Annotated in this window: 24 protein-coding genes; 20 read left to right on the top strand and 4 right to left on the bottom strand. The window is 70.4% G+C overall.

Annotation, left to right across the window (positions count from 1 at the left end):
* The first annotated feature begins 145 nt into the window (after window positions 1-145).
* The 9 genes from DP107_RS11340 to DP107_RS11300 all read left to right on the top strand — a co-directional run bounded on the left by DP107_RS11340 (window position 146) and on the right by DP107_RS11300 (window position 10,580).
* Window positions 146-3,805: an LAGLIDADG family homing endonuclease gene (locus DP107_RS11340; RefSeq protein WP_144262326.1), complete on the top strand. Its 3,660-nt coding sequence runs from the start codon at window positions 146-148 to the stop codon at window positions 3,803-3,805.
* Window positions 3,806-3,847: 42 nt separating this feature from the next.
* The gene (locus tag DP107_RS11335) at window positions 3,848-4,117 is read left to right on the top strand and encodes a DUF7854 family protein (RefSeq protein ID WP_144262325.1); all 270 of its coding nucleotides are present in this window, start codon (window positions 3,848-3,850) and stop codon (window positions 4,115-4,117) included.
* Between the two features lie 47 nt (window positions 4,118-4,164).
* Window positions 4,165-5,076 (top strand): decarboxylating 6-phosphogluconate dehydrogenase, encoded by a 912-nt coding sequence (locus DP107_RS11330; RefSeq protein ID WP_144262276.1) that lies wholly within the window; start codon window positions 4,165-4,167, stop codon window positions 5,074-5,076.
* 109 nt (window positions 5,077-5,185) lie between these two features.
* Window positions 5,186-5,773 (top strand): 2Fe-2S iron-sulfur cluster-binding protein, encoded by a 588-nt coding sequence (locus DP107_RS11325; protein WP_144262275.1) that lies wholly within the window; start codon window positions 5,186-5,188, stop codon window positions 5,771-5,773.
* A 283-nt stretch (window positions 5,774-6,056) separates the two neighbouring features.
* Window positions 6,057-7,295, top strand: a complete 1,239-nt coding sequence (locus tag DP107_RS11320) for an SDR family NAD(P)-dependent oxidoreductase (protein WP_144262274.1) — start codon at window positions 6,057-6,059, stop codon at window positions 7,293-7,295.
* 123 nt (window positions 7,296-7,418) lie between these two features.
* Window positions 7,419-8,492, top strand: a complete 1,074-nt coding sequence (locus tag DP107_RS11315) for an anthranilate phosphoribosyltransferase (RefSeq protein WP_144262273.1) — start codon at window positions 7,419-7,421, stop codon at window positions 8,490-8,492.
* A gap of 52 nt (window positions 8,493-8,544) precedes the next feature.
* The gene (locus DP107_RS11310) at window positions 8,545-9,195 is read left to right on the top strand and encodes an RAD55 family ATPase (RefSeq protein ID WP_144262272.1); all 651 of its coding nucleotides are present in this window, start codon (window positions 8,545-8,547) and stop codon (window positions 9,193-9,195) included.
* A 74-nt stretch (window positions 9,196-9,269) separates the two neighbouring features.
* On the top strand, window positions 9,270-9,926 hold the full coding sequence (locus DP107_RS11305) for an RAD55 family ATPase (protein WP_144262271.1): 657 nt from the start codon (window positions 9,270-9,272) through the stop codon (window positions 9,924-9,926).
* Window positions 9,927-10,007: 81 nt separating this feature from the next.
* Complete coding sequence (locus DP107_RS11300) at window positions 10,008-10,580, top strand: peptidylprolyl isomerase (protein WP_144262270.1); 573 nt, start codon at window positions 10,008-10,010, stop codon at window positions 10,578-10,580.
* A gap of 137 nt (window positions 10,581-10,717) precedes the next feature.
* Here DP107_RS11300 and DP107_RS11295 read toward each other — a convergent pair whose 3' ends face one another.
* Window positions 10,718-11,287 carry a tRNA (cytidine(56)-2'-O)-methyltransferase gene (locus tag DP107_RS11295; protein ID WP_144262269.1) on the bottom strand — a complete coding sequence of 190 codons (570 nt, stop codon included), beginning with the start codon at window positions 11,285-11,287 and terminating at the stop codon, window positions 10,718-10,720.
* Between the two features lie 50 nt (window positions 11,288-11,337).
* Window positions 11,338-11,532 carry a hypothetical protein gene (locus DP107_RS11290; protein WP_144262268.1) on the bottom strand — a complete coding sequence of 65 codons (195 nt, stop codon included), beginning with the start codon at window positions 11,530-11,532 and terminating at the stop codon, window positions 11,338-11,340.
* Between the two features lie 79 nt (window positions 11,533-11,611).
* Between DP107_RS11290 and DP107_RS11285 the strand changes: the two genes are divergently transcribed.
* The 3 genes from DP107_RS11285 (at window position 11,612) to DP107_RS11275 (ending at window position 13,547) form a co-directional block, all read left to right on the top strand.
* Window positions 11,612-11,983, top strand: coding sequence for a hypothetical protein (locus DP107_RS11285; protein WP_144262267.1), 372 nt, complete (start codon window positions 11,612-11,614; stop codon window positions 11,981-11,983).
* Between the two features lie 127 nt (window positions 11,984-12,110).
* Window positions 12,111-12,563 carry a RidA family protein gene (locus DP107_RS11280; protein ID WP_144262266.1) on the top strand — a complete coding sequence of 151 codons (453 nt, stop codon included), beginning with the start codon at window positions 12,111-12,113 and terminating at the stop codon, window positions 12,561-12,563.
* Window positions 12,564-12,566: 3 nt separating this feature from the next.
* Window positions 12,567-13,547 (top strand): ornithine cyclodeaminase family protein, encoded by a 981-nt coding sequence (locus DP107_RS11275; protein WP_144262265.1) that lies wholly within the window; start codon window positions 12,567-12,569, stop codon window positions 13,545-13,547.
* Between the two features lie 596 nt (window positions 13,548-14,143).
* Here the strand turns inward: DP107_RS11275 and DP107_RS11270 are convergent.
* Window positions 14,144-15,325 (bottom strand): redox-regulated ATPase YchF, encoded by a 1,182-nt coding sequence (locus DP107_RS11270; RefSeq protein ID WP_144262264.1) that lies wholly within the window; start codon window positions 15,323-15,325, stop codon window positions 14,144-14,146.
* A gap of 174 nt (window positions 15,326-15,499) precedes the next feature.
* On the opposite strand from DP107_RS11270, the gene DP107_RS11265 reads away from it, so the two are divergent.
* The 3 genes from DP107_RS11265 (at window position 15,500) to DP107_RS11255 (ending at window position 18,894) form a co-directional block, all read left to right on the top strand.
* The gene (locus tag DP107_RS11265; RefSeq protein WP_185977274.1) at window positions 15,500-16,090 is read left to right on the top strand and encodes a hypothetical protein; all 591 of its coding nucleotides are present in this window, start codon (window positions 15,500-15,502) and stop codon (window positions 16,088-16,090) included.
* 614 nt (window positions 16,091-16,704) lie between these two features.
* Window positions 16,705-17,658: an AAA family ATPase gene (locus DP107_RS11260; RefSeq protein ID WP_144262262.1), complete on the top strand. Its 954-nt coding sequence runs from the start codon at window positions 16,705-16,707 to the stop codon at window positions 17,656-17,658.
* Between the two features lie 93 nt (window positions 17,659-17,751).
* Window positions 17,752-18,894, top strand: coding sequence for a CBS domain-containing protein (locus tag DP107_RS11255; protein WP_144262261.1), 1,143 nt, complete (start codon window positions 17,752-17,754; stop codon window positions 18,892-18,894).
* 476 nt (window positions 18,895-19,370) lie between these two features.
* On the opposite strand, the gene DP107_RS11250 is transcribed toward DP107_RS11255, so the two are convergent.
* Entirely contained in the window at window positions 19,371-20,351 is a 981-nt protein-coding gene (locus DP107_RS11250; RefSeq protein ID WP_144262260.1) for a ferritin family protein, read from the bottom strand.
* Window positions 20,352-20,516: 165 nt separating this feature from the next.
* On the opposite strand from DP107_RS11250, the gene DP107_RS11245 reads away from it, so the two are divergent.
* The 5 genes from DP107_RS11245 (at window position 20,517) to DP107_RS11225 (ending at window position 25,624) form a co-directional block, all read left to right on the top strand.
* Entirely contained in the window at window positions 20,517-21,167 is a 651-nt protein-coding gene (locus DP107_RS11245; protein WP_144262259.1) for a helix-turn-helix domain-containing protein, read from the top strand.
* A 54-nt stretch (window positions 21,168-21,221) separates the two neighbouring features.
* Window positions 21,222-21,995, top strand: coding sequence for a phytanoyl-CoA dioxygenase family protein (locus tag DP107_RS11240; protein WP_144262258.1), 774 nt, complete (start codon window positions 21,222-21,224; stop codon window positions 21,993-21,995).
* Window positions 21,996-22,283: 288 nt separating this feature from the next.
* Window positions 22,284-23,780: a DUF7504 family protein gene (locus tag DP107_RS11235; RefSeq protein ID WP_144262257.1), complete on the top strand. Its 1,497-nt coding sequence runs from the start codon at window positions 22,284-22,286 to the stop codon at window positions 23,778-23,780.
* Window positions 23,781-23,978: 198 nt separating this feature from the next.
* Window positions 23,979-24,191 carry a hypothetical protein gene (locus DP107_RS11230; RefSeq protein ID WP_144262256.1) on the top strand — a complete coding sequence of 71 codons (213 nt, stop codon included), beginning with the start codon at window positions 23,979-23,981 and terminating at the stop codon, window positions 24,189-24,191.
* Between the two features lie 368 nt (window positions 24,192-24,559).
* A complete protein-coding gene (locus tag DP107_RS11225) occupies window positions 24,560-25,624 on the top strand; it encodes a PAS domain-containing sensor histidine kinase (RefSeq protein WP_144262255.1) in 1,065 nt (354 codons plus the stop codon).
* Window positions 25,625-25,632 lie beyond the last annotated feature (8 nt).

Below are 25,632 nucleotides of genomic sequence, written 5' to 3'. Positions count from 1 at the left end.
TGGCGGCTGTGCCGTCGCTGACGGCCCAGCTCCCGGGGGAACGGCGCAGCATAAACCACCCGACGACGCCCGCCCGCCGATCACTTCCGCCGCGCGGAGCGAAAGTTCATACCCGGTGACGCACAACCAGTCGTAACCGATGGCGATGGAGCGCCCGGATAACACGGAGATCATCGACCGGTTCCTGGAGTTCTACCGGACGTACTGTGCCGACGACATCGGCACGCTCGCGCAGGCCTACCCCAACGACCGGAAGTCCCTCTACCTGGACTGGGAGGACCTCTACCGGTTCGACCGGGACATGGCCGAGGACTACGTCGCCAAGCCCGGCCAGATGCAGGACTACGCGGAGGAGGCGCTCCGGCTCTACGACCTGCCGGCGGACGTGAAACTGGGCAACGCCCACGTCCGGATGACCAACCTCGGGGAGACGACGGGCATCCGCGACATCCGCGAGCGCCACCACGGCACCCTCATCTCGGTCCAGGGGACGGTCAACAAGACGACCAGCGTCCGCCCGAAGCTGCAGGAGGCCGCCTTCGAGTGCCAGCGCTGTGGCACCCTCTCGTACATCCCGCAGACGAGCGGCTTCACCGAGCCCCACGAGTGCGAGGGCTGCGAGCGGCAGGGCCCGTTCGACATCAACTTCGAGCAGTCCGAGTTCGTCGACGCCCAGACCCTCCGGGTGCAGGAGTCCCCGGAGGGGCTGCGCGGCGGCCAGACGCCGGAGGCGATCGACGTCAACATCGAGGACGACGTCACCGGCGAGGTGACCGCCGGCGACCACGTCCGGGTGACGGGTATCCTCCGGCTGGAGCAGCAGGGCAACCAGCAGGAGACGTCCCTCATGTTCGAGAAGTACATACAGGGCGTCTCGGTCGAGGTCGAGGACGAGGAGTTCGAGGAGATGAACATCACCGAGGCGGACAAGCAGGAGATCATCGAACTCTCCAACGACCCCGACATCTACGAGAAGATGGTCCAGTCGATGGCCCCCTCCATCTGGGGCTACGAGACCCACAAGCAGGCCATCATCTTCCAGCTGTTCTCCGGCGTCACGAAGCACCTCCCCGACAACTCCCGCATCCGGGGGGACCTGCATATGCTGCTCATCGGGGACCCGGGTACGGGCAAGAGCCAGCTTTTACAATATGTAAAGGATATCGCGCCAAGAAGCGTCTACACCTCCGGAAAAGGGAGCTCTGCCGCAGGTTTGACTGCAACGGCGGTGAGAGATGACTTCGGTGAGGGTGACCAGTGGTCGCTGGAGGCCGGCGCGCTCGTGCTCGCGGACAAGGGCGTCGCGGCCATCGACGAGCTGGACAAGATGGACGCCGGCGACCGTTCGGCCATGCACGAGGCGCTCGAGCAGCAGTCGTATCACCCCGAGACGGAAATCCTGCTCGCCGACGGACAACAGGTAGAAATCGGTGAACTGGTCGACGACGCGATGGCCGCGAACCCGGACGCGGTCGTCGACGGGGTCGACTGCGAGATGCTGCCGACCGACGACCTCCGGGTTCACAGCGTCGACCTGGAATCGGACGAGACGACGAAGCTCCCCGTCGACCGGGTGAGTCGACACGAAGCCCCTGACGAGTTCGTCCGAGTCAAGTTCTCGAACGGTCGCGAGGTGACGGTGACGCCGGAGCATCCGATGTTCGTCGGGATGGACGGAACGACGACGCCGGCGGCCGAACTTGATCCCGGAGCCTTCGTCCCGGCACCACGGAAGCTTCCAAACTCCGCGGAGCCGGTTGAGCTGCCCGACGAACCGTCGATTGACGCCCGCGAGAAGGAGCTCCAGCTCCCGGACGAGTTGACGGCCGACCTCGCCGAGCTACTCGGGCTGCTCGTTGCCGAGGGCCACTCGTACGCTGGCTCCTCGCACGAGGTTGGGTTCTCGAACCAGGACAAGCGGCTGCTGTCGCGGGCCGAGCGGCTCGCGGAGCAGGCCTTCGGGATCGAGCCGAACCGGACGACCAACGCCGCCGGGACGGTGACGCTGCGATGGATATCGACGCGGCTCTACCGGTGGTTCGAATCCACGTTCCCGGAGTTCATGACGACGGCCCGGGAGAAGCGCATCCCGGCGCGCATCCTCGGTGCCGCGGAGGAGCATATCCGTCGGTTCCTCGTCGGCGCGTTCGCCGGCGACGGCGGCGTCGAAAGCGAGGCGATGTCGTTCTCGACTGCCTCCGAGGGGCTGGCGGAGGACTACGCCGACGCGCTGGCGAAAATCGGTGTCGCGTCGCGCATCCACCACGACACCGCGGAGGACTCGTGGAAGGTGTACGTGATGGGTGACTCGACGTCTCGGTTCGTCGAGCAGGTCGTAGAGCCCGTCGACGGCCGGCACGACGACGCGGTCGCGTTCGCGGAGCGGAGTGAAGCAACCCCCCGTCACCACGACGTGCTCCCGACGGCAGCGGCTACGGAACTGCGGGCGCTCAAGCGGTCGGTCGGGATTCCGCTCACGGGGGAGTTCCGAGCGAACGTTGACGAAGGCTTCGGCGTGCAGGTCGAGACGGTGCGGAACGAACTGGAGGAAGTCCACGACCGAATCGCCTCCGTCCGGAGGGCGCTTCCGGGGGCCGACGGGCTCCGCGAGGTACGCGAGATCGTGGGCTGGTCCGCTCGTCAGCTGGCCGAACGGATAGACGGCGTCTCGAAATCTAACATCGCGTACGCCGAGCGCGATGGTTACGACCCGGAGCGCCGCTCCAAGATGACGAATCGCGCCAGAGAGGCGGTCGAAGCAGCTCTAACTGAGGCGGCCGACCGAGCCGACGAGCTCGAATCGGCCTGTGAACTGCGCTACTTCAGGGTAACAGGCGTGGAGACGGTCCCCAACGAGGGCGAACACGCGACCGACTGGGTGTACGACGTGACCGTCGAGCCGACGAATACGTTCGTCAGCAAGGGTGTAGTGCTCCACAACTCCATCTCCGTCTCCAAGGCAGGAATCAACGCTACTTTGAAGTCCAGATGCTCGTTGTTGGGGGCAGCAAATCCAAAATACGGTCGGTTCGACGAGTACGAGTCCATCTCCGAGCAGATCGATCTGGAGCCGGCGCTCATCTCGCGGTTCGACCTCATCTTCACCATCACGGACAAGCCCGACGAGGAGGAGGACCGGCGGCTCGCCCAGCACATCATCGAGACGAACTACGCTGGCGAGCTCCACACCCACCGGGAGAACGTGCCGACGGCGAACGTCTCCGAGCAGGAGGTGGCGACGGCCACGGAGGACGTGGAGCCGGTCCTCGACGCGGACCTGCTCCGGAAGTACGTGGCCCACGCCAAGCGCTCGTGCTACCCGACGATGACCGACGAGGCCCGGAGCGCCATCGAGGAGTTCTACGTCGACCTGCGCTCGCGCGGCGAGGGCGAGGACGCGCCCGTCCCGGTGACGGCCCGGAAGCTGGAGGCGCTGGTGCGGCTGGCGGAGGCGAGCGCCCGCGTCCGGCTCTCGGACACGGTCGAGCGGGAGGACGCCGACCGCGTCATCGACATCGTCCGGACCTCCCTGGAGGACGTCGGGATGGACCCCGAGACCAACGAGTTCGACGCGGACATGATCGAAGCGGGGCACTCGAAGAGCCAGCGCGACCGCATGAAGGGGCTGAAGGCCATCATCCAGGAGCTGGAGGAGGAGTACGAGGAGGGCGCCCCGTACGATGAGGTGCTGGAGATGGCTGTCGAGAACGACACCGACCGGGACAGGGCCGAGCACGAGATCGAGAAGTTCAAACAGCGCGGCGAGGTGTACGAACCCTCGCAGGGCCACCTCCGGACGACGTAGGCGAGCGGGGGGATTATGAGCGAGAGGCGAGTCGATGTGGCCGTGGACCGCATCTCGGCCCTGCGGAACGTCGAGGACGCGCTGCGGGACTACGAGAGCGGCGACTGCGACCTGTCGACGCTGGAGCGGCGCGTCCGCGGGACGGTCCGGACGTACGCGACGGCGTTCGAGGCCGACGGAACGGCGCCGTACCGCGTCACGGGCGCCGAGCGCGAGGTCGTGGTCGTCGCGGGCGACCCGGCGGCGGCCCGCGAGCGTGCGGTCCGGCTGGGTGAGCTGAGGGGCGAACTGACGGCCGAGCGGCTGGACTGAGCGCGACGGACCACAACCCTCAGTATCGGCGGCCGAGGACGACGCGCATGGAACTCGGCGTCATCGGACTCGGCCGGATGGGGCGGATCGTCGTCGACAGATGTCTGGCCGCCGGCCACGACGTGGTCGCGTTCGACCTGGACGAGGCGGCCGTCGCCGACGTGGTTGACGCCGGCGCGACGGCCGCCGAGTCGGTGACCGACCTCGCCGACCGGCTGGGGGCCGAGAAGCGGGTCTGGCTGATGGTGCCTGCCGGCGACGCCGTCGACGCCGCGCTGGACGACCTCGAACCGCATCTGAGCGGCGAGGACGTCGTCGTCGACGGGGGGAACTCCCACTTCGAGGACTCCGTCCGGCGCGCGGAGGCGACGGAGGCGGCCTACCTCGACTGCGGGACCTCCGGCGGCCCCGCCGGCGCGGAGCTGGGCTTCTCGCTGATGATCGGCGGCCCGGCGTGGGCGTACGAGGAGCTGACGCCGGTGTTCGACGCGGTCGCGACCGGGCCCGACGGTCACGACCGGATGGGTCGGTCCGGCTCCGGCCACTACGTCAAGATGGTCCACAACGGCGTGGAGTACGCGCTGATGCAGGCGTACGGCGAGGGGTTCGAGCTGCTGCACGAGGGGCGCTACGACCTCGACATGGAGTCGGTCGCCCGGACCTGGAACAACGGCGCGGTCATCCGGTCGTGGCTGCTGGCGCTGTGCGAGGAGGCGTTCCGTGAGGAGGGCGACGACCTGGGCGACGTGGCCGACCACGTCGCCGGCGGCTCGACGGGGACGTGGACGGTCCAGGAGGCGCTCGCCCAGGAGGTGCCGATGCCGCTGGTGTACGCGGCGCTCGCGGAGCGGTTCGACTCCCGGGCGACCGGCGACGGCGAGGGGCGGTTCTCCCGGCGGCTCGCGAACCGGCTGCGCTACGGCTTCGGCCGGCACGAGGTCGCGCGCCGGGAGGAGTAGCCGGGCCTGACCGAGTCGACCCCAGCCGACGGAGTGGTGCCCGCTGACCACCGCTGACGAGGGCGCGGCCAATCACAACGGCTTTGAATCGCCTTTCCTAACCGCGCGTATGGTCGAACCACTGGCCGTCGCCCTGGGGGTGACGCTGACCCTCCTCGTGGTCGCGGTCCACTACTCCAAGGGGACGGAGAAGCCCATCCCCGACGACATGGCACAGGAGGTCACCGAGCGGCGGGCCGAGATGGTTCCCGAGACGGAGTTCGCGGAGCCGATGAACCGCTCCATCGGCGGCGGCGGCGGTGCCGTCGCGGTCGGCGCCGGGGCCGAGGGCGAGGCTGCCGGCGAGCTGAGCGAGGAGGAGGAGGTCGACCCCTCGGACGACCCGTCGGTCATCCCGGACGACGAGGCCGACGTCTTCGACGTCGAGTACGTCAAGGAGGGCGAGACCGTCGCGGTCCGCGAGAACCAGACGCTGCTGGATGCCGGCGAGGAGAACGACTGGGACCTCCCTTACGCCTGTCGGCAGGGCCAGTGCGTCTCCTGTGCGGGCCACATCACGAACGGGTCCGCCGACGACTTCATCATCCACTCCAACAACGAGATGCTGGGCCAGGAGGAGCTCGACGACGGCTACACCCTGACCTGCGTCGCCTACCCGACCGACGACCTGACGCTGGAGACCGGCGAGACGCCGTAGCGGGCCCCCCAGGGCCGCCGCGGCCGCCGTCCGCACCCGTCTCGTTACTGCTCTTCTAATCGGATTTCTCAGTTGTAGGCCCGATCTAACGATAGTTCGAGCCGTAGTGTGCTGGATTCGCCGATTCCCCGACAGTTCCGATCCGACGTCCACAGCTCCCCCGGGCACTCAGCCGTTCGCGGCGTCGTGCTCGTGGCCCCGGGACCCGCCGCCCCCGGCGCAAGAACCCCCCGCGGATTGCCGCGGGAAGCGCCAATAGCCCCACGGCCCCACGTGATGTCACATGGAACTCCCGGACCTCTCCGGACGGACGATACTGGTGACGGGCGCGACGAGCGGCGTCGGACGTGACGGCGCGGTCCGGCTGGGCGCCCGCGGCGCGCGCGTGCTGGTCCACGGTCGGGACGCCGAGCGCGGGCAGGAGACGGTGGCGGCGGTCGAGGCGGCCGGCGGTGAGGCCTCCTTCCATCCGGCTGACTTCACTGATCTGGACGCAGTCCGTGACCTCGCGGCCGCCGTCGACGAGACAACCGACGGGCTGGACGCGCTCTGCAACAATGCCGGCCTGTACACCACCGACCGGGAGAGCACGGAGCAGGGGTTCGGCACCATCTTCGGGGTCAACCACGTCGCGCCGTACGTCCTCACCCGCGAACTGGCCGCCCACCTGAACGAGGGCGCACGCGTGGTGAACACGGCCTCGGTGGCCCACCGGTTCGCCAGCCTGGACCTGGACATGGTCCGGCGCAAGCGCGCGCTGACGGGACCGGCGGTCGAGCGGTACTGTGAGTCGAAACTCTGCAACGTGCTGTTCACGCGAGCGCTCGCGCGCCGGCTGGGCGACGCGACCGCGACCTGCTTCCACCCGGGCAACATCCCCGGCAGCAACTTCGCCCGGGAGGTGCCGTTCCCGCTGTCGCTGGGCGTCGAACTCGTCTCGAAGCTACCCTCCATCCCGGGGCTGGTCGACAGCGTCGAGGACGGGGGCCGGGCGCTGGCGCACCTGGCCGCCGCCCCCGAGGTCGCGGGTATCACCGGCGAGTACTTCGACCAGCGCGAGCCCGCGGCAGCGGCCGCGGCGGCCAAGAACGACGAGCAGGCCCGGGCGCTGTGGGACCTGACTGCCGACCTCGTCGGCATCCCGCCGGAGCTCCCCGAGGGGCCGGCGACCCGCGGTGCCGACCGGGACGGGCGGGCCTCCCACGGCGTCCGCATCGACGTGACCGACGCCGCCGAGGCCGAGCCGACGGACACGGCGGACGGCGACGACGGGCAGGCGGCCGTCGAGGTGGCGGTGACGGACGCGACCGGCGGGAACGGGGCCGACGACAGCCCCGCGGCAGCCGACCGCGACCTGACGGACCTCGACGGCGTGGGCCCGACGACGGCCGAGGCCCTGCGTGCGGCGGGCTTCGAGACCGTCGCCGCCGTGCGGGCAGCGACGATGGAGGAGCTGACCGCGGCCGACGGCGTCGGGCCGGCGAGGGCCCAGCGCATCAAGACCGACGCCGGCGAGGACTGACCCTCGACGACACCCGCCCCCGCTGGGCCGGGGGGGTGCGTGCGGGCGCTGTCGGAGTGGACGTGTGCCCGGTCCGCGGGCTCGAACTGGGGTGTTTTTGGCGCTGCCGACCCACCATCCCGTATGGCGAAAGCGACCGGACACGACACGGAGTTCGGCGAGTGGCCGCTCAAGCGCCTGATGACCGAGGTCGTCGGGTCGGGTCACAAGTCCGCCGACGACATGACCCGCGAACAGGCGGACGAGGCGTTCCGGCGGACCCTGGCCGGCGAGCCCGACCCCACCACGCTGGGGGCGTTCTGGCTGGCCAACCGCTGGAAGCGCAACACGCCGGAGGAGCTCGGCGCCTACGTCGACGCCATGGCCGAGGAGTCGGTCGAGTCCCACGCCCCGGACTGCGACCCGGTCGACTGCGGCGCCAACTACGACGGCAAGGGCCGAACCGCGCTGCTGGGCGTCGCCGCCGGCGTCACCGCGGCGGCCGCCGGCACGCCGGTCGTGGCTCACTCCGGCGACCGCGTCCCCACGCAGAAGCAGGACGCGTACAAGCACGTCCTCGACGAACTCGGCGTGCGGACGGAGCTCTCCCCGTCGGAGTCGGCCGACATGACCGACGATGTCGGCTTCGGCTTCTACTACCAGCCCGCGTTCAACCCCGGCGTGGTGGAGCTGTTCGACCGGCGCGACGAGATGGGCGTCCGCACCTTCGTCAACACCATCGAGACGCTCGCGAACCCCGCCGGGGCCTCGGTCCACCTGGGCTCGTTCTACCACCTCCCGTACGCCGTTCGCATCATCGAGACGTTCCAGGCCGCCGAGACGGCCGCCATGGACCGCGTCGTGATGTTCCAGGGGCTGGAGGGGTACGACGACATCCGCCCGGGCAGCACCAAGGTCGCGGTGTGGGACGGCGGCGACGTCGACGACTTCGACATCGAGACCGCCGAGTACGGGATGGACTTCGAGAGCGAGGACCTGGGGGTCGAGGACGTCGCCGCCGACTCGGCCGCCGTCACCGAAGCGGTCCTGACCGGCGAGCGCGAGGACCGGTTCGCCGACGCCGTCGCGCTGAACGCCGCGCTCCGGATCTACGCCCGCGGCGACGCCGAGGACATCGACGCCGGGCTGGCGGCCGCCCGCGAGGCGCTCGCCTCCGGCGCCGCCGCGGAGGCGCTGGCCGACCTCCGGTCGTTCTGAGCGGCCACGGCCACCGGAAGGGTTTCCCTTCCGGCCCGGCACAGCCGCCGATATGAGCGAGCGAAACCCCGTGCGCGACCGGGACCGCATCCCGACCGGCGTCGAGGGGCTGGACGTCGCGCTCGGCGGCGGCATCCCGGCGGGGGACCTCGTCGCCCTGGTCGCCCCGCCCACCTCCGGCGCCGAACGCCTGCTGTACGCGTTCGGCATCGACAACCCGACGCGCTACTGCTCGACCCTCCGGCCGCCGGCGGAGGTCCGCGACGCGATGGCGGCCGCGGGCATCCCGGACGAGCGGGTGGACGTCCGCTCGACGGACGGCGACGACCTGCTCGGGACGCCGGCCGACCACCTCTCCGGGCTGGACGCGGGCTCGGTCGTCGTCGTCGACCCCGCGACCGCCCTGGAGCGGGCCGGCGAGGAGCGCTACCGCTCGTTCCTCGAGGACCTGAAGCGCCACTGCCGCACGACCGAGAGCGTCGCCGTCTGTCACTGTCCCCGCACGACGCCCCGGACGCTCCGGCGGGACCTCACGCTCGCCCGCGCCGACACGACCGTCGTCCTCCGCCGCGAGGTCGACACCGGGACGACGCGCAGCTACCTCGACGTGGGGAAGTTCCGACACGGCCGGCCGCCGACGGACCCGCTCCCGGTCGACCTCCGCGGGACGCCCTCCGTCGCGGTCGGCGACGACGCCGACTGAGTCGGCCGGGGCACGGCAATCCCCCGGATACCACCGGCGGAACTGACTTGTCGGTCAGGGGTCGTTCGACTGTTGTGAGCGAGAAACGCCTGTCGACCGGTATCGGGGGGCTCGACCGCGCGCTCGACGGGGGCGTCCCGCCGGGGAGTCTGGTGGCCGTGACCGCGGAAGCGGACTCCCCCGCCGAACGCATCCCGTACGCCTTCGCCGAGGCCCACCCCGCCCGCTACTACTCGACGCTCCGGCCGGGCGGGGTCGTGGACGAGGCGATGACCGCCGCGGCCGGCGGCCTCGACGGGTTCGACTTCCGCGACGGGGAGGAGACGCCGACCCGGGTACAGGACGCCCGCGAGGGCGACCTCCTGCAGGGGCCGGGCGACCGGTTCGCGAGCCTCTCGGCCGGCGAGACGGTCGTCGTCGACCCGGTGAACACGCTCGAACGCGCCGACCGCGGGGCGTACCGAGCGTTTCTGGAGTCGCTGACGGGGGGGCTCCGGTCGGCCGGCGGCATCGGCGTCCTGCACGCACAGGACGTCCCCGAGACGCCGGCGAGCCGGGAGCTGACGCTGGCGCTGGCGGACGTGACCCTCGACCTCCGGATGCTCGTCGACGACCGGGTGGCGTGGGAACTGGTCGTCACCAAGTTCCGCCGCGGCGACGTGCCGACCGAGCCGCTGGCCATCGTCTTCGACGACGGCGTCCGCGTCGACGAGACACGGGAGCTGCGCTGAACCGCCCCCGACGGCGCGGCCCGTGGGGCGCCGGGGCGACGGACCCACAACGCTTTCAGCCGCCCGGCCGTCCTCCCCGACATGGCAAGCAACCACGAGGTCACGGACCCGGACAACCCGCAGGTGACCCTCCACACGACCCACGGCGACATCACGACCGAGCTGTTCGCCGATCGCGCGCCCCGCACCGTCGAGAACTTCCTCGGACTCTCGCGGCACGACCCCGCCGCGGACGCCGACCCCGCCCGCGATACGAACACCTGGGCGGACCCCGACAGCGGCGAGGTCCGGGGGGACTCGCTCTACGCCGGCGCCGAGTTCCACCGCGTCATCGAGGGGTTCATGATCCAGGGCGGGGACCCGGAGGGGACCGGTCGCGGCGGCCCCGGCTACGAGTTCGCCGACGAGTTCCACGACGACCTCACCCACGACGGACCCGGTGTCCTCTCGATGGCCAACTCCGGTCCCGACACGAACGGGTCGCAGTTCTTCATCACGCTCGACGCCCAGCCCCATCTGGACGGCAAGCACGCCGTCTTCGGCCACGTCGTCGAGGGCATGGCCGTCGTCGAGGAACTCGGCTCCGTCCCGACCGACCGCCAGGACGCCCCGCAGGTCGAGGCGGCAATCGAGGACGTGACGGTTCAGGAATAGAGCTCCCTCCCGCCCGGGTTCGGCGGCTCCGCCGCCGAACCACTCGCGGCAGAGAGGTTCAGAAGGGATGCCACTCCTCGCGCCCTGTGGGCGCCCGGAGCGGTGAAACGCGCTCGCCCCGCTCGCGCCATATCCCCCTACTCCGTTCCACCGGCCTCGTCGCCCCCCTCCTCGTCCAGTGGTACGACCTGCTTGCCCGTCCCCTTCGGGACGACCCGGCGGTCGGCGTCCTCCCACTCGCGGTCGAGTTCGCGGCCCTCGAACAGGCGGTCGAGGAAGACGGCCAGCCCCGCGATCTCGGAGTGGGGCTGGTTGGTGACGCCGACGTTGTAGTCCGCGCGGTCGTACACCTCGAAGGGGACCTTCTCGGCACCGAGGACGACGAGCACGGGGCCGTCGCGGTGGTCGGCCCGTACGTCCGCCTCGACCGCCTGGACGGGGAGCCCGTACATGGTGAGATGGACGACGACGCCCGGCCAGTCCCGGATGACCGGGCGCCAGTCCTCGCGGACCTCGACCTCGAACGGACCGCCGAACCGGCCGGTGATGTCGCGGATGGTATCGGCGGGACCACTGGCCTCCTCGGGGAGCACGACGCGGTCGGCACCCAGTGCCCGCGCGGTCAACCCGACGTGGGTGGTCATCCGGTCGTCCCGGCCGGGCCGGTGACCTAGCCGGAGCACCGCCACCTCCGAGGAGCCCTGCATGCCCGGCGGTGGTCGGCGCGGGGGTGTAGGCCTGTCGCTTCGGCGGGCCCTCAGAACAGCCGCCGTGCCAGCCAGTAGGCCGCCGTCGTCGGGAGCAGCACCGTCAGCAGTACGAACGACACCGTGGCCGTCGTCAGGACGTCGGTCGTGGCGGCGTAGACGTACAGCGCCGCCACCGACAGCACACCGGCGACGGTGGCGACGAACCGCGGGTCGCGGGGGGACGCTGGGAGCCGGTCGGACACGACCCACGACGCGCAGCGCGACCGCTTCGTTCTGTCGGGCACCCGGAGGAGGCAAGAGCCTTCGACCCGAGACGTAGGCATGGACCACCTCGCCGCGGGGCACGTCCCCGTCTACGAGACGCCCGCCGAGCAGCGGGCGGTCTGGGAACGCTGCGCCCGCCGCGACCAGCCCGTCGTCGTCGTCCGGGACGCCAGCCGGGGCTGGATCGTCCGGTACGACCTCCAGCATCTCGACCGGGAGCTGACCGACCGGGCGCTCCAGCGGCTCCGTGACCGCGTGCTCGGGTTCCGGCGCATCGACCGCCGTGCCGACGCCCGCTCGCAGACCGAGCGGGTCGGCGGCGACGTCGGCGCCGTGTCGGGCGAGGTCCACCAGCCCTCGGCGGACGCCGCCCGGGACCTCGCGTCGCGGCTGTCGGAACTCGTCTTCGACGACGATAACTGGCGGTAATCGCGGGTTTTCGATGTGAGTGGCGGGTTACGAGCATACTTCATCGATATTCGGATGACTCTCCCCAGCATGACCCGCCCACGCCCCCGGACGCAACCCTTTCCACGCCGCCCGCCGACCCCAGAGCATGCGCAGAACCACCGTCCTGCGGGGTGACGCCGAGGACCCGGCGGTCGCCAACGGCGTCGTCACGCACCACCCGGACCACGACCGCGTCCGGCTCTCGGGGATGACCTGGCCCGAGGGGACGCCGGCCGAGCAGGCCCGCCACCTGCTCGCGTACGTCGAGACGCTGCTGGAGCGCGAGGTCGGCGGCGAGATGGCGGACGTGACCTACCTCCGCTTCTTCCTCCGGGAGGGCCACGCCGACGAGGCGACGCGCGAGGCCATCGAGGCCGTCGAGCGGGAGTTCTTCGAGGCGCCCGCGCTCCCCGGGACGACGATGGTCGGCGTGGCGGACCTCCTCGTCGAGGGGCCAGCGTTCGAACTGGAGGTCGAGGCGATGGTGCCGACCCGGGACCGCGAGGTCGAGACGCGGCGGCTCTCCCCGGGTCCGGACGGGACCGACAGGGGGCGGTGAGCGATGGCCCGGGTGCTCACCGACGAGGCCATCCGCGGCGTGCTGCCGATGGCGGACGTGGTGACGACGATGCGGATGGCGCTGCGCGAGCGGGCCCACGGCTCGCTGTACGCGCCGCCGCGCTGGTCGCTGGACGTCCCCGATGGCTCGCTCGTCGTCACCGCCGGCGTGGCGATGGGCGTCGGGACGATGGGCTTTCGCGCGTACGAGACGCTCGGCCGCGGCCCGGGCCACGAGGGGCTGGTCGCCGTCTGGAACGCCGAGGCCGGCCGGTTCGACGGTTGCATCATCGGCCACCGCGTGGGGCTCCTCCGGACCGCGGGCATCAATGGCGTGGCTGCGGGGGCGCTCGCCCGAGAGGACGCCAGCACGCTGGCGGTGCTGGGCACGGGGCCGCAGGCCCGCCAGGGTGCGCGGGCGGTCTGTGCCGTGCGGGATATCGAGACCGTGCGGGTCCACTCGCCGACGGCCGAGCACCGCAGCGGCGGAGCCGCTACGAGCGAACGGCGGAGCCGTGAGCACCGCGAGACGTTCGCCGAGCGGATGCCGGAGAAACTCGGCCTCGAGGCCGACGCCGTGACCGCCCACGACGGCCCGGAGCCGGCGGTCCGGGGCGCCGATGTCGTCTACTGTGCGACCGACAGCGAGGCGCCCGTGCTCGACACGGACTGGCTCGACGCCGGGACGCACGTCCACACGCTCGGCCCGACACGGGCCGACGGCCACGAACTCCCGACGGCGGTCTTCGACCGTGCCGACGTCCTCGCGACCGACTCGCTGGACCAGGTCGCGGCGTCCGACGAGGTGGACGGGTTCGTCGTGGACGACTGGGACGAGCGGCTGGTGGAACTCGGGGACCTTGTGACGGAGGGGGTCGAGCGCGGGTCCGAGGCGGTGACGGTGTTCTGTTCGGTGGGGCTGGCCGGGACGGAGGTGGTGCTGGCCGACCGGTATCTTCGGGAACTCGATCGGGAGGATAGATGATTCGGAAACACTGGAGTTTGAGTTCCAAAGCGTGGTTTCGATGAACAATATGGGGGTCGTGCCGGAAATACGGACGGCTCCGAAGCCCTCGCGCCCTCGACCCACGGGGAGACGTTCCTGCTCGGCCTTCGGCCTGCGCGGGCTGTGACTCCCCTGGTTCGCGCCGTGGGCGCTCACCTCCGGGCCTCGCTGCGCTCCTCGGTCGCGTTGCTCCCTGCGGTGCTTACATCGGCCGGGAGGGGTCGAGAGCGCTCGCCCTTCGATCCCGCCAGGAGTTCGTTGACCGGCCGGGCGTTCGCGCGTGGTGGTTCCAGTGGGCCGCAGGGTCCCCACCCCTCCCCGCCCGCTCGCTGTGAGTGGTTCGACCCCTCGCCCGCAAGGGGCTCGGGCGTCTCACCGGCGGAGGCGAGCGGGCGCTTCCTGCCGGTGGAACCGGCTGGGCGACCCGGCCGCTCCTCGGTGCGTGCTGCCCTGTCAGTCGCACTGGCGCGCGCTGCGGTCGGGGGGCCCGGAGCGGGTGGGGGCTTCGGTAGCAGTCCCGTCGCCATCGAACACGCCGAGCAAGCAGTCGGGACCGGCGACCGAACGTCCGTCCTCTAGTTCGCCGTCGAGACGACCTTGATGACGTCGCCCTCCGCCAGTTCGTGGTCCTCGCCGATGCGGCGGTTCTCGCGGGCGTCGACGGCGTGGAGGTAGCCGTCGCCGATGTCGGAGTGGACCGCGTACGCGAGGTCCTTCGGGCCCGACCCCGAGGGGAGGAGGACGGCGTCGGGGAGGACGTTCCCCTGGCCGTCGGTCCAGTGGGTCTCGTTCTGGACGGGGTAGACGGTGATGCGGTCGAGCAGGTCGTAGACGGCGTGGTTCATCGCCGCCTGGACGCCGGTGCCGCCGAACTCCGCCATCACCTCACGCACCCGTTCGAGCCCCCGCCGCTGGGCGTCACTCAGGTCGCCGGTGATGCTGAAGTCCCCGTCACCGGGGTCGTAGTCGATGACGCCGGCCCCGACGGCCCGCCGGAGCGCGAGTTCGCCCTCCGCGGTGGCGGGGACGAGGTGGTCGGCGGCCTCGCGGAGCCGCTCCACGTTCCCGTCGGGCGCGATGTCGGCCTTGTTGGCGACCACGACCAGCGGCTTCGTCTGCTCGCGGATCCCCCGCGCGAGGCGCTCCCGGTCCGCGTCGGTCCACTTGCTGGGATCGTCCGGGTAGTCGATGTCGCGGAGGACCATCATCACGTCGTACTCCGTGGCGCCGACGCCGGTGAGCATCTCCGTCAGCGCCGCCTCCTGGTCGAAATCCGGCGAGCGAGCCTTGCGCTCGATCGACTCCCAGTTCTCCGTCACGATACCCGCCAGCCAGAGGTCCAGCTCCTCCTGGATGAACTCGACGTCCTCGACGGGGTCGTAGTCGTCGACCTCGACCGGTTCCCCCTCGGCGTTCGTCTCGCCGGCCGCGTCCACGACGTTGAGGATGACGTCCGCGCCGGTCAGCGCGTCGAGGAACTGGTTGCCCAGTCCGCGACCCTCGTGCGCGCCGGGGACCAATCCGGCCACGTCGAGCAGTTCGACGGGGACGTAGCGCTTCCCGTCGTGGCAGTGCTCGTCGCCGCAGCGCTCCTCGTGGTCGACGCAGGGGCAGTGTGTCCGGACGTGCGAGACCCCCCGGTTCGGGTCGATGGTGGTGAACGGGTAGTTGCCGACGTCGACGTCCGCCAGCGTGGCGGCGGTGTAGAACGTGGACTTGCCCGCGTTGGGCTTGCCCGCCAGCGCGACCGAGAGCATACCACAGCCAGCCGGGCGGGGCGGTTGGTGCTTTCGGTCGGGGCCACACGGCGGGTCCGGTGACGGCCGCGCCACAGGAACGAAGCCGCCGGTCGGTCTGCCGACGGATACGCAAACACCCTCCACTTCGGGACGGGCCGCCCGGCCGTCGCCCACGGACGGAGGCGTTCGATGATGAGTCGGTCGCGTCGTGCGGTCCTGTCGGCTGTCGGTGCCGGCTGTACCGCGCTGGCCGGCCGCTCGGCCGTCACGGGCCTGGCCGGAGCGACGCACGAGCGGTCCGATCTGGAACTGTCGCTTGCAACGGAGTGCCGCCCCGAGGGAAACGGCGGCGCCGGTTCGGTGGCGCTGACCCTCTCGTGGACCCGGACTGGGAACGGTGGTTCGGACCCGCCCGACGCCGTCGTCCCGGCGTGGCCCGACGAGGACTGGACGCTGGTCGAGCAGGTCGAGGGGACGACGGAGAGGGTCCGGTTCGAACACGACGACATCACCGCCGAGGCCGACACCACGTACGGCGCGCGCTGGACGCTCTCGCCGCGTGCCGACGCCGCGGACGGCGGGCGGACGGTCGCCGGACGGTTCGCCAACGTCCACAGCGATGCCGATGGGCCCCGTGAGGGGGGGCTGGTTCGGGGACCTCGACGCGGCGTGGACGGCGATGGAGGGAGACCGAGGCGTGACGCCGTGTGTGGGCGGAACGTAGCCGGCCCCCGTCGAGTCCTCACAACGAATCCCCCACGGGAGCGACCCGTCAGGTCGTGACCACGGCCGTCCACTCCCACCTCGACGGGACGCTGCTGCAGTTCAGCCGCCCGTACGGGCCGTTCGTCGCGGCGGTGCTCGACACCCATCTCGGGCGGGCTCCGGACGGGCCGGTGGCGGCCTACGACGGGGCGTCCGTCGAGCGGTTCGCGGGGCTGGAGCCGGCCCCGGTCCGGCGATACGGACCGTCGCCGACCGGGCCCGTGAGGAGGGCTACCCGGTCGGCGGGCCCGACGTCGACGAGATGGTGGCGACGCTGTCCCGAGCCGAGTACGCGGGCCCCCGGCCCTGGAGGGCGTGCCCGCCCTGCTGGACCGGCTAACGGCGGCGGGCTGCCGGCCGGGCGTGCTCGCCAACGGCCTCCCGGAGTGGGGGACCGGCAGGCCCGACACCCACGGCCTGACCGCCCGGTTCGACGAGGTCTACACCTCCTGCGAGGCCGGCGCGCACGAGGCCCGCGACGCTGGCTGGAACGGCAGGGGGTATGGGCCGGGTCCGTCGCGGAGCTGGACCGCGCTCGCGCTGCTGGATGGTGAGGTCGCCGTCGCGGCGCCACTGACCGAACGGACCCCGGCGGTCGGCACGCATTTACCGACCGGGGCCGACCCGCCAGCATGGACTTCGCGGACGCGGGCCGACGCGCGAGCGAGGTCGTCGAGTCCGTCTCCGACGTGGTGGTCACCCGCGAGGCGTTCGTCGGGACGGTGATGACCGGCGTCGTGGCCGGGGGCCACGTGCTGCTGGAGGACGTGCCGGGGACGGGGAAGACGCTGACCGCGCGGGCGCTGGCGACGGCGCTCGGCCTGGAGTTCTCCCGGGTCCAGTTCACGCCGGACCTCCTCCCAGCGGACGTGACCGGTTCGTACGTGTTCAACGAGCGCGACCGCGAGTTCGAGTTCAGTCCCGGGCCGGTGTTCGGCAACGTCGTCCTGGCGGACGAGATCAACCGGGCGCCGCCCAAGACCCAGGCCGCGCTGCTGGAGGCGATGGAGGAGGGCCAGGTCACCGTCGACGGACGGACCCACGACCTCCCGGAGCCGTTCCTCGTCATCGCGACGATGAACCCCATCGAGCAGGAGGGCACTTTCCCGCTGCCGGAGGCCCAGATCGACCGGTTCCACCTCAAGTCGAGCATCGGCTACCCCGAGCCGGACCGCGAGGTGGAGATGCTGAACCGGCGGGCCGAGCGCGACGAGCCGACGCCGACCGCCTGGCAGGTGCTCACGCCCGATGCCGTCCGCGACCTGCAGGCAGTCCCCGAGCGCGTCACGGTCGACCCGGACCTGCGGACCTACATGACGCGGCTGGCCCAGGCCACCCGGCAGCACCCGCAGGTGGAGGTGGGCGTCTCCCCGCGGGGGACCCAGCGACTGTTCGAGCTCTCGCGGGCCCGTGCCGTCGTGCAGGGGCGGGACTACACCACTCCGGACGACATCCGGGACGTGGCGGAGCCGACGATGGCCCACCGGCTCGTGTTGACCGCCGACGCCCGCGTCAACGACGTCTCCCGGAGCGCCATCGTCGACGCCGTGCTGGACGAGGTCCCGGTCCCGACGGTCCGGCGGTAGCGTGGTGTACGGACCGACGGCGACCGGTTCCCGGCCGGTCGGGGTGGGAACCAATCTTAAGACCGCGGGCTGCCAACTCCAGTTGAGAGACAGATGGATATCGCAGATATCGCGACCCGTGAGTACACGCAGGTGGACAGCGACGAGCGGGTAGCCAAGGTTCGGTCGTCGTTCGATGGAGGGGGACCGAAGAGCATCTTAGTGATGGAGGACGGCGAGTACGCCGGCGTCATCACGGAGAAACAGCTCCTCCAGTCGCACGTCGACGACGACACGAAGGCCGGGAAGCTGACCCGCACGGCGCCACAGGTCGACCGGACGGAGAACGTCCGCGACGTGGCGCGGATGCTGGTCGAGGGCGGCGTGAAGCTGGCGCCCGTGTTCGAGGCCGGCCGGCTGTGGGGGGTCGTCAGGGAGAACGACATCCTCGAGGCGGTGCTTTCGAACCTCGACGTGCTGACCGTCGAGCAGATCGCCACGCCGGAGGTCGTGACCGTCCGCGAGGAGGAAGGCGTCGGCCGCGCCATCAACGTGCTCCGCGAGAACGGCATCTCCCGGCTCCCGGTCGTCGCCGACGACGGCCAACTGACCGGCGTCCTGACGACCCACGACATCGCCAATTTCGTCGTCCAGCGACGGGACCGCGCGACCCGCGGCGACCGCGCGGGCGATATCGACCGCCTGCTCGACCTCCCGGTCGAGGACCTGATGAGCAGTCCGGCGACGACGGTCGCCGCCGACGCGACCGTCCGCGAGGCCGTCGAGCGGATGCTCGAGCAGAACTACGCCGGCCTCGTCGTCACCCCGGACGACGGCGACGACACCATCGCCGGCATCATCACCAAGACGGACGTGCTGCGCGCGCTCTCGTACACCGAGGAGGAGTACATGGACGTGCAGATCACGAACGTCGCGCTGCTGGAGACCATCTCCCGCGAGGCGATCGTCCAGGAGGTCGAGGCGACCGCCGACAAGTTCGCCAAGATGCAGGTCCAGCACGCCCACGTCCGGTTCCACGAGCACCGCGAGACGCTCCGTGGCACCCCGCTGGTCCAGTGCCAGATCCGCCTCCGGACCAACCTCGGGCAGGTCGCCGGCTCCGGCGAGGGCTACGGCGCCGAGTCCGCCTTCCACGTCGCGCTCGACACGCTCGAACGGAACGTCCTCGAACTGAAGGGGACCCGCGCCGACGAGGAGTACGAGGGCCAGCTCCTGCGGAAGCTCGGGGAACTGTAACGAGTTCTTTTCCGCCTCGGGTTTCCTCGCGCGCCCTTCGGGCGCGCTGCGGGAACCACCCGGCGCAAAAAAGTTAAAAAAAGCCGCTGGCGACCGGAGGGAGCCAGCGGTGTCTCCGAAAATCGGCGATTTCGGGATGACGAGGCGACGAAGTCGCCTCGAACCAAAACGCGCGCCGGAGGCGCGCGTATGCATCCGCGGTTGAAGCCCAACAATCGGACAATAGTACGTATAAAACATCAAGACGTACGCTAAGATGAAAGGACAGGAATAATGCCACAATTCCTCCGTCTAAATTAGATGCGTCCGCGCGAGCGAAGCGAGCGCGGTTCCCCGGCACGAGGGCGCGCAGCGCCCGAGTGCCGGCCTTTTTTCTGAACGTTTTTTCCGCCGAGCGGTTCCCGCAGCGAGCCGGCGCCGAAGGCGCCGGCGAGCGAGGAAACCCGAGGCGAAAAAAGCTCGGATAAAAGCTCCAGTTAGTCGTCGCTGGCCGCGGGCGAGCGGGTGGTGGTGTCACCGTCGTCGAGCGTGACGAGCTCCTCGACATCGGGGATCTCGGCCTCCGAGTCGGTGATGATCTCGATGCGACGGGTGAGCTTGTCGCTGGCGTACTCGACGAGCGGCGCGGCGTCGAGGAAGCCCGAATCGGAGAAGGAGACGATACGGGCGACGTTGGGCATCTGCTCCTGGAGCACGTCCTGGACGACGCTCTCGTCGACGCTGTCGTTGGCGAGATGCTCCTGGACGTGGTACATACCGAAGCCGACGTGGCGCCCCTCGTCCGAGCGGATGAAGCCGACGCCCCTGACGAGCCCCGCCAGGTTCGGGAAGTCGGGCGCGTCGTCGACCAGCAGGTCGTCACCGCGCTCGGAGAACGAGGAGGTGATGCCGTAGTAGCCGGTCTGTGCGAGGACGGACTCGACCGCGAGGTGGTAGTGACAGAACGCTCTCACGCGGTTCTCGGGGGTGTCCTCCTCGAGCAGCCGGTGCATCGCGGCCTCCGTGTCGTCGAACAGCTGCTCGTAGGCCGGCATGAAGTAGCGGTCGTCGGTGGGTGCGGTCACCTCGATGTCGTGGTGCTCGGCGACGGGGTTGATGACCTCGCGCCAGTAGCGGTCGAAGAAGGCGGTGTGCTTGGCCTCCTCGTAGACCTGGCTGGCGACGAACATCTGATCGTTGATGTCGTCCATCGCGATGGTCAACGGGGCGAGGTCCTCGGTGACGGCCTCCTCCCCGGCGCCGAAGAGGGCCACCGTCTGGCGGAGGTCGTCGAAGCCGTCCTCGGTGATGGCCTCCTCGCCGGCGTTCATCATGCGGTCGCGGTCCTGCTCGATGAGGTCCTGTTCGATGTCCTCGTAGGGGTCCCAATGGTTGTAGACGGCGTGCTTGAAGTAGCCGCCGACGCGCCCATCGGGGTCCAGTCGGAGGTCTCGGCCGGCGTCCGCGTATCGGCTCATAATCCAGCCTGTACTGTGCTCCGTCAACCCCTCGCAGTAACGCCGGCGATGTGAGGGCCGCTTAACTACCTGGTCGGCAGCGCCCGGACGACCCCCCGTGACTGGATATATATTCAGACACCTGCAGTGAAAGGGATAAAGTCGTTCGCCGCCCAGGAGGCGGGTATGCGATACGCGACCGTCGTGATAACGCCGCGGGACGGCGGCCTGAACCCCGCCGACGCGGTCCTCGTCGAGTCGTCGACGGTCGAGCGGGACCTGGTCCATCAGGTCAACCTCCTGAACGACGGCACCATCGTCATGCTGTACTCGCTCCGTGGGGAGATCGACCGAGCGGTGGAGCGGCTCCGGGACCAGGATCCGGTCATCGCCGTCGACGGCTCCGGCGAGGGGGAGGGGCTGGTCTACCTCCACATCGAGCCGGACGAGATATCGGCGAGGCTGATGGGCATCATCCAGGACAACGAGGTGGTGCTGCAGACGCCGCTGGAGTGCACCCGTGGGGGTGGGATACGCGTCACCATCGTCGGCGACGACGCCACCATCCAGCGCGCTATCGACGAGGTCCCGGAGGGCGTCAGGGTCTCGCTGGAGGGTATCGGCGACTACCACCCGGAGGCGGACAAACTGTACGGGGCTCTGACCGCCCGCCAGCGCGAGGTCCTGGAGGCCGCCGTCGAGCAGGGCTACTACGAGGTCCCCCGCCGCGCCACGCACGAGGACATCGCCGAGAAGGTGGGGCTCTCGGCCGGCACCATCGGCGAGCACCTCCGGAAGGTGGAGGGCCGGGTGCTCTCCTCGCTCGTCACCCGCTGACGCGCCGCCGGCCGAACGCGCATCCCTAAGTGGTACCAGCTGGTAATCGTTCGTATGCCACTGGAGTCGCTTACCGACGCGGAGTTCGCGCAGTACCAGCGCGAAGGGTACGTCCTCAAGCGCGGGCTGTTCGACGAGGACACCGTCTCCCGGGTACGCGAGCGCCTGCGCGAGTACACGCACGGGGACCGCCCGGTCGAGGGGTTCAAACAGCAGGTCGAGCCGGAGGCGGCGGACGGGAGCGTCGACGAGTCCGACGCCGTCCGGAAGTACGAGGGCCTCGGCCTGCTCGACGACGCGGTGGTCCACGACCTCGCGACCGACGACCGCATCGTCACGCCGGCCCGGGACCTGCTGGGGCCGGACGTGAAGCTGCTGCGCAGCGCCGCGATGTTCAAGCCGCCACACGTCGGGAGCGAGAAGGGGCTCCACCAGGACTCCGCGTACTACCCCGTCCGCCCGTACGACCAGGTCACGACCTGGATCGCCCTGGACGACGCGACCCCGGCGAACGGCTGTATGGAGGTGTTGCCCGGCGGGCACACTGACGGGCTGCTGGAGCACGAGACCCAGGACTACGAGACGGACATCGTCATCCCGGAGGACCTCGGGGAGATGGAGCAGTTACCGATGGAGGCCGGCGACGTCCTCTTCCAGCACTCGCTGCTCCCCCATCGAACCGCGGCGAACACCACCGACCACTGGCGCCGCGCGATGATCTTCATGTACATGGACGCGCGCTCGCGGTTCACCGTCCCCGAGGACGAGCGGCCGGCGTGGGTGGACTCGGTCGACGTGGCCGGGGACTCCTATCCCGGGAGCGTCTGACCCCGAGTCGCGGCGCTCCTCCTCCGTCGTCGCCCACCGCGTCGTCGACGGGGGCGCCGCGGTCCGAGTCGATGACGTCCAGCAGGCCGACAGAGCACCGGAACGCCCGCCAACCGCGGGGTCGTCCGTCCCCGCCACCGCGCGCCGATCGGACGCCCGGACGGTTGTGAGGGTGTGTCTCATCGCTCCGGAGCGGGGTCCGGACCGGGCTTGCCCCATCGAGAGGTCCGATGATCCGACCGTCGTCGGGCCGGGTATATATGCTGGTGCGTGTCGTATCGCTACCGGATGGAGTACGACACGCGAGGTATCCTCCCGGTCGATTCGCTGGCGCCGGGGAAGACGATACTCGGCGTTGGCCCGCCGCTCGTCGGCGAGCGGGCGCTGGGCCATCGGTTCCTGGCCCGGGGACTCGATGCGAACGAGGGGGCCATCCTCGTGACGACGACACAGGGTGCCGCGCAGGTCCGGGAGGCCGTCGCGTCGTCCACGGGGACGGCCGACCCCCCGCTCGCCGTCGTCGCGACGAAGGACGCCGCCCCGGGGGACACCGACGCGGACCTGACCTGGTACGGCTCCTCCCCGGCCGACCTGACCGGTATCGGTATCGGCGTCACGGAGGCGATGGAGGCTCTCGCCGACCGCGGTCACGACCGGGTTCGACTGGTGGTCGATTCGCTCTCCCCACTCACCGTCTACAGCGACTTCGACCGGGTCTACCGGTTCCTCCACGTCATCCTCGGGCGCATCAGCAGCGTCGACGGGGTCGCCTTCTGCTACCTGCCGGCCGAGGTCCCCGACGACGAGTCGAGCACGGTCCGGGGGCTCACGGACGGCTTGCTGGAGTTCCGCGAGGCGAGCCCACGGCCGGAGTACCGGCTACGGGGTATCTCCGGTGCGCCGTCGGAGTGGCTCCCGGCCCCCGACGACGAGGCGTCCCCCGCCCCCGAGGGACCGGCACCCACCGACGGCGCGACCGAGGCGGTCGGGACGACCGACGAGCACACGCCCCAGCCCCGGACCGTTCCGGACTCGCTGCACGGCCTCATCGAGGAGGTCGCCGCGGAACGACAGACCCTGACGGTACTCAACTACGACGACGACGCGTCGCTGCTGGAGTCGCTGGAGACGTACTTCGAACGGCTGAACGTCGAGGTCCGGACGACCGAGACGCCGACGGAGACCCCGCGGAACACGGCGATACTCCACCGCGGGAGCGACCCGGTCGATATGGCGCCGGTGCGCATCCTGGACCGGGCGGTCCGCATCGAGCGCGCCGACGACGCCGCCGACTTCGAGACGGTGGAGCGGCCGACGCTGCTCCGCCGTGCGGAGAGCGACTGCTACCGCGTCGACGGGGGCGGGAAGCAGTACCTCATCGACATCAGCCGACTCGTCGAGGAGGAGGCGCTGGACGTGGGCCGTGGGACGCTGTACACCGGGTTCCAGCGGCTGGACCGCATCGACGACGAGTACGGCACCAGCCGCATCTACGAACGCATCGCCGCCTCGCTCGTCGACACGCACCTGTTCGGGCAGTCGGGCGACGTGCCGGACGCCGGGAGCCACACCCTCCACACCGAGCCGGACGGCGAGTTGGTGGTGGCGTGGTTCGTCGTCTTCGACGGCGGGGGGAACGACGACCGGAAGGTGGCGCTGGTCTGCGAGGAGACCGACCCCGGCACGTACCGGGGGTTCTGGACCCGACGGCCGGACCTGGTCGACCGGACGGTCGCCTACCTACGTGAGAGGTATCCCGTCGACACCTCCTCCGCCGAGGTCTGACGCCTCCACCACCCGTTCTCGCCGACCCACGCCTGGCCGGTCCGGTCCCCGAGCCGCCGAGCCACCTGCCCGAGCGACGGCTGGCCCGCGTGTTCCCCGGCGGGGTCGTGTTGTCCGCTACTCCTTTGATGACATACAGTGATGACAAACGGGGATATAGAGCAAATACGGCATTCCGGCCGCGTAGATCTATCCACGATGAGCCGGAACGACTCGCCGTTCGGAACCGCGTTCGAGGCACAGCGCCGTGCGGTCCGGACCACCCAGGAGGCCGTCCGGACGGGCGTGACGGTCCAGCGCGACATCAACGGGACCGTTGTCGACTCCGTCGACCCCGTGATGGACGTACAAGAGAACTCCGCGGAGTTCGTCCGCGGCGGCCGTCCCCGGCGGGCAGGACGCGCTCGATGACCTCCGCGAGAACGTCGACGAGCAGCTCGACGAAGTCGCCGAAAGCCGGGCCGACCTGGCCGACCGCGTCGGGGAGAACCCGCACGAGGGCGCCGACTCCGTCGACGTCAGCGCGCAAGCGCCCGATACGGCGCGGTCGCCGCTCCAGGCAGTCGCCCGTGCTCCCGTCGCCGGCGGCATACACCTCCCGGCCACAGCCGACGCCCCGGTCCGGTTTCACACCAAACAACGACAGATATCGAGAATTTCAGATACAGGAATTCTGACTGCCCAGGATGATTTTTCGTCCACCTTAAATCGAGTATAAATCCCTAACATCGTTTCGTATTGGGGAAACGATATACGTCTTCGGGTCGGGTGCTCGAACGATGACATCTGATGCCCCGTCCGACGACGGCCATGGCGGGGTCGAGGCGGACCGGTGGCGACACCTCGTCGAGCACGTCCAGGACGCCGTCGTCGAGTTCACCATCGTCGACGGGGAGCCGCGCGTCCGTAGCGTCAACCGTGCGTTCGTGGAGGTGTTCGGATACGACCGCGAGAGCATCCGGGGCGAACCGCTGAACGACCACATCGTCCCGGAGTGGCTGGCCGAGGAGGCGCGGGAGCTGGACGCCCGGACCGCCGCGGGCGAGGTGAACCGCCGCCGGGTCAAGCGCGAGACGGCCGAGGGGCTCCGGGAGTTCCGCTACCGTGGCGTCCCGTCCGATACCGCGAGCGACCGGGTCGACGGGTTCGCGGTCTACACGGACCTGACCGAGCGCAACAGCTACGAACGCCAGTTCGACGTACTGAACCGTCTGCTCCGACACAACCTCCGGAACCGGACGAACGTCATCCTGGGGGAGGCGGAGCGACTGCTGGCGACGCTGGACGAGGAGGCGGGCCCGGCCCGCGACGCGGCCGAGGACATCCGGGCGGCCGCGGGGGAGCTCCGGACGCTGACCCGTGAATCGGCCCGCATCCGGAACGAGCTGCGGTCGACCGTGCCGGACGACGCCACCGTCGATGTCGTCCCGATACTCCGGTCGCTCGCCGAGGAGTACCGGCGAGCAACCGCGGCGACGGTCGAGCTGGACTGCCCGGACTCGCTGTCGGTCCGCGCGACCGAACGGCTCCGCTCGACGCTCGACGGCCTCGTCGACAACGCGGTCCGGCACAACCCGGCCGAGACGCCACGGGTGGGGCTCGGGGTCACGGCCGCCGACGCCCCCGGCTGGGTGGAACTCTACGTCGACGACGACGGGCCTCGCATCCCGGAGACGGAACGGACGGCCATCGAGTCCGCCGGGGACCGGTCCCAGGTCGAACACCCCACGGGCCTCGGCCTCTGGCTCGCGACGCTGTCGGCGGAGTCGTTCGGCGGCGAACTGGCCTTCGGCACGAGCGAGTGGAACGGGAACCGGGTGATGCTGCGGCTCCGCGTCGAGTGACCCGCGAG

This window comes from Haloglomus irregulare (assembly GCF_007421925.1).
GTDB classification, from domain to species: Archaea; Halobacteriota; Halobacteria; order Halobacteriales; family Haloarculaceae; genus Haloglomus; species Haloglomus irregulare.
The sequence above is the reverse complement of the archived record's forward strand: the minus strand, read 5'-3'. Positions and strand labels throughout refer to the sequence as shown.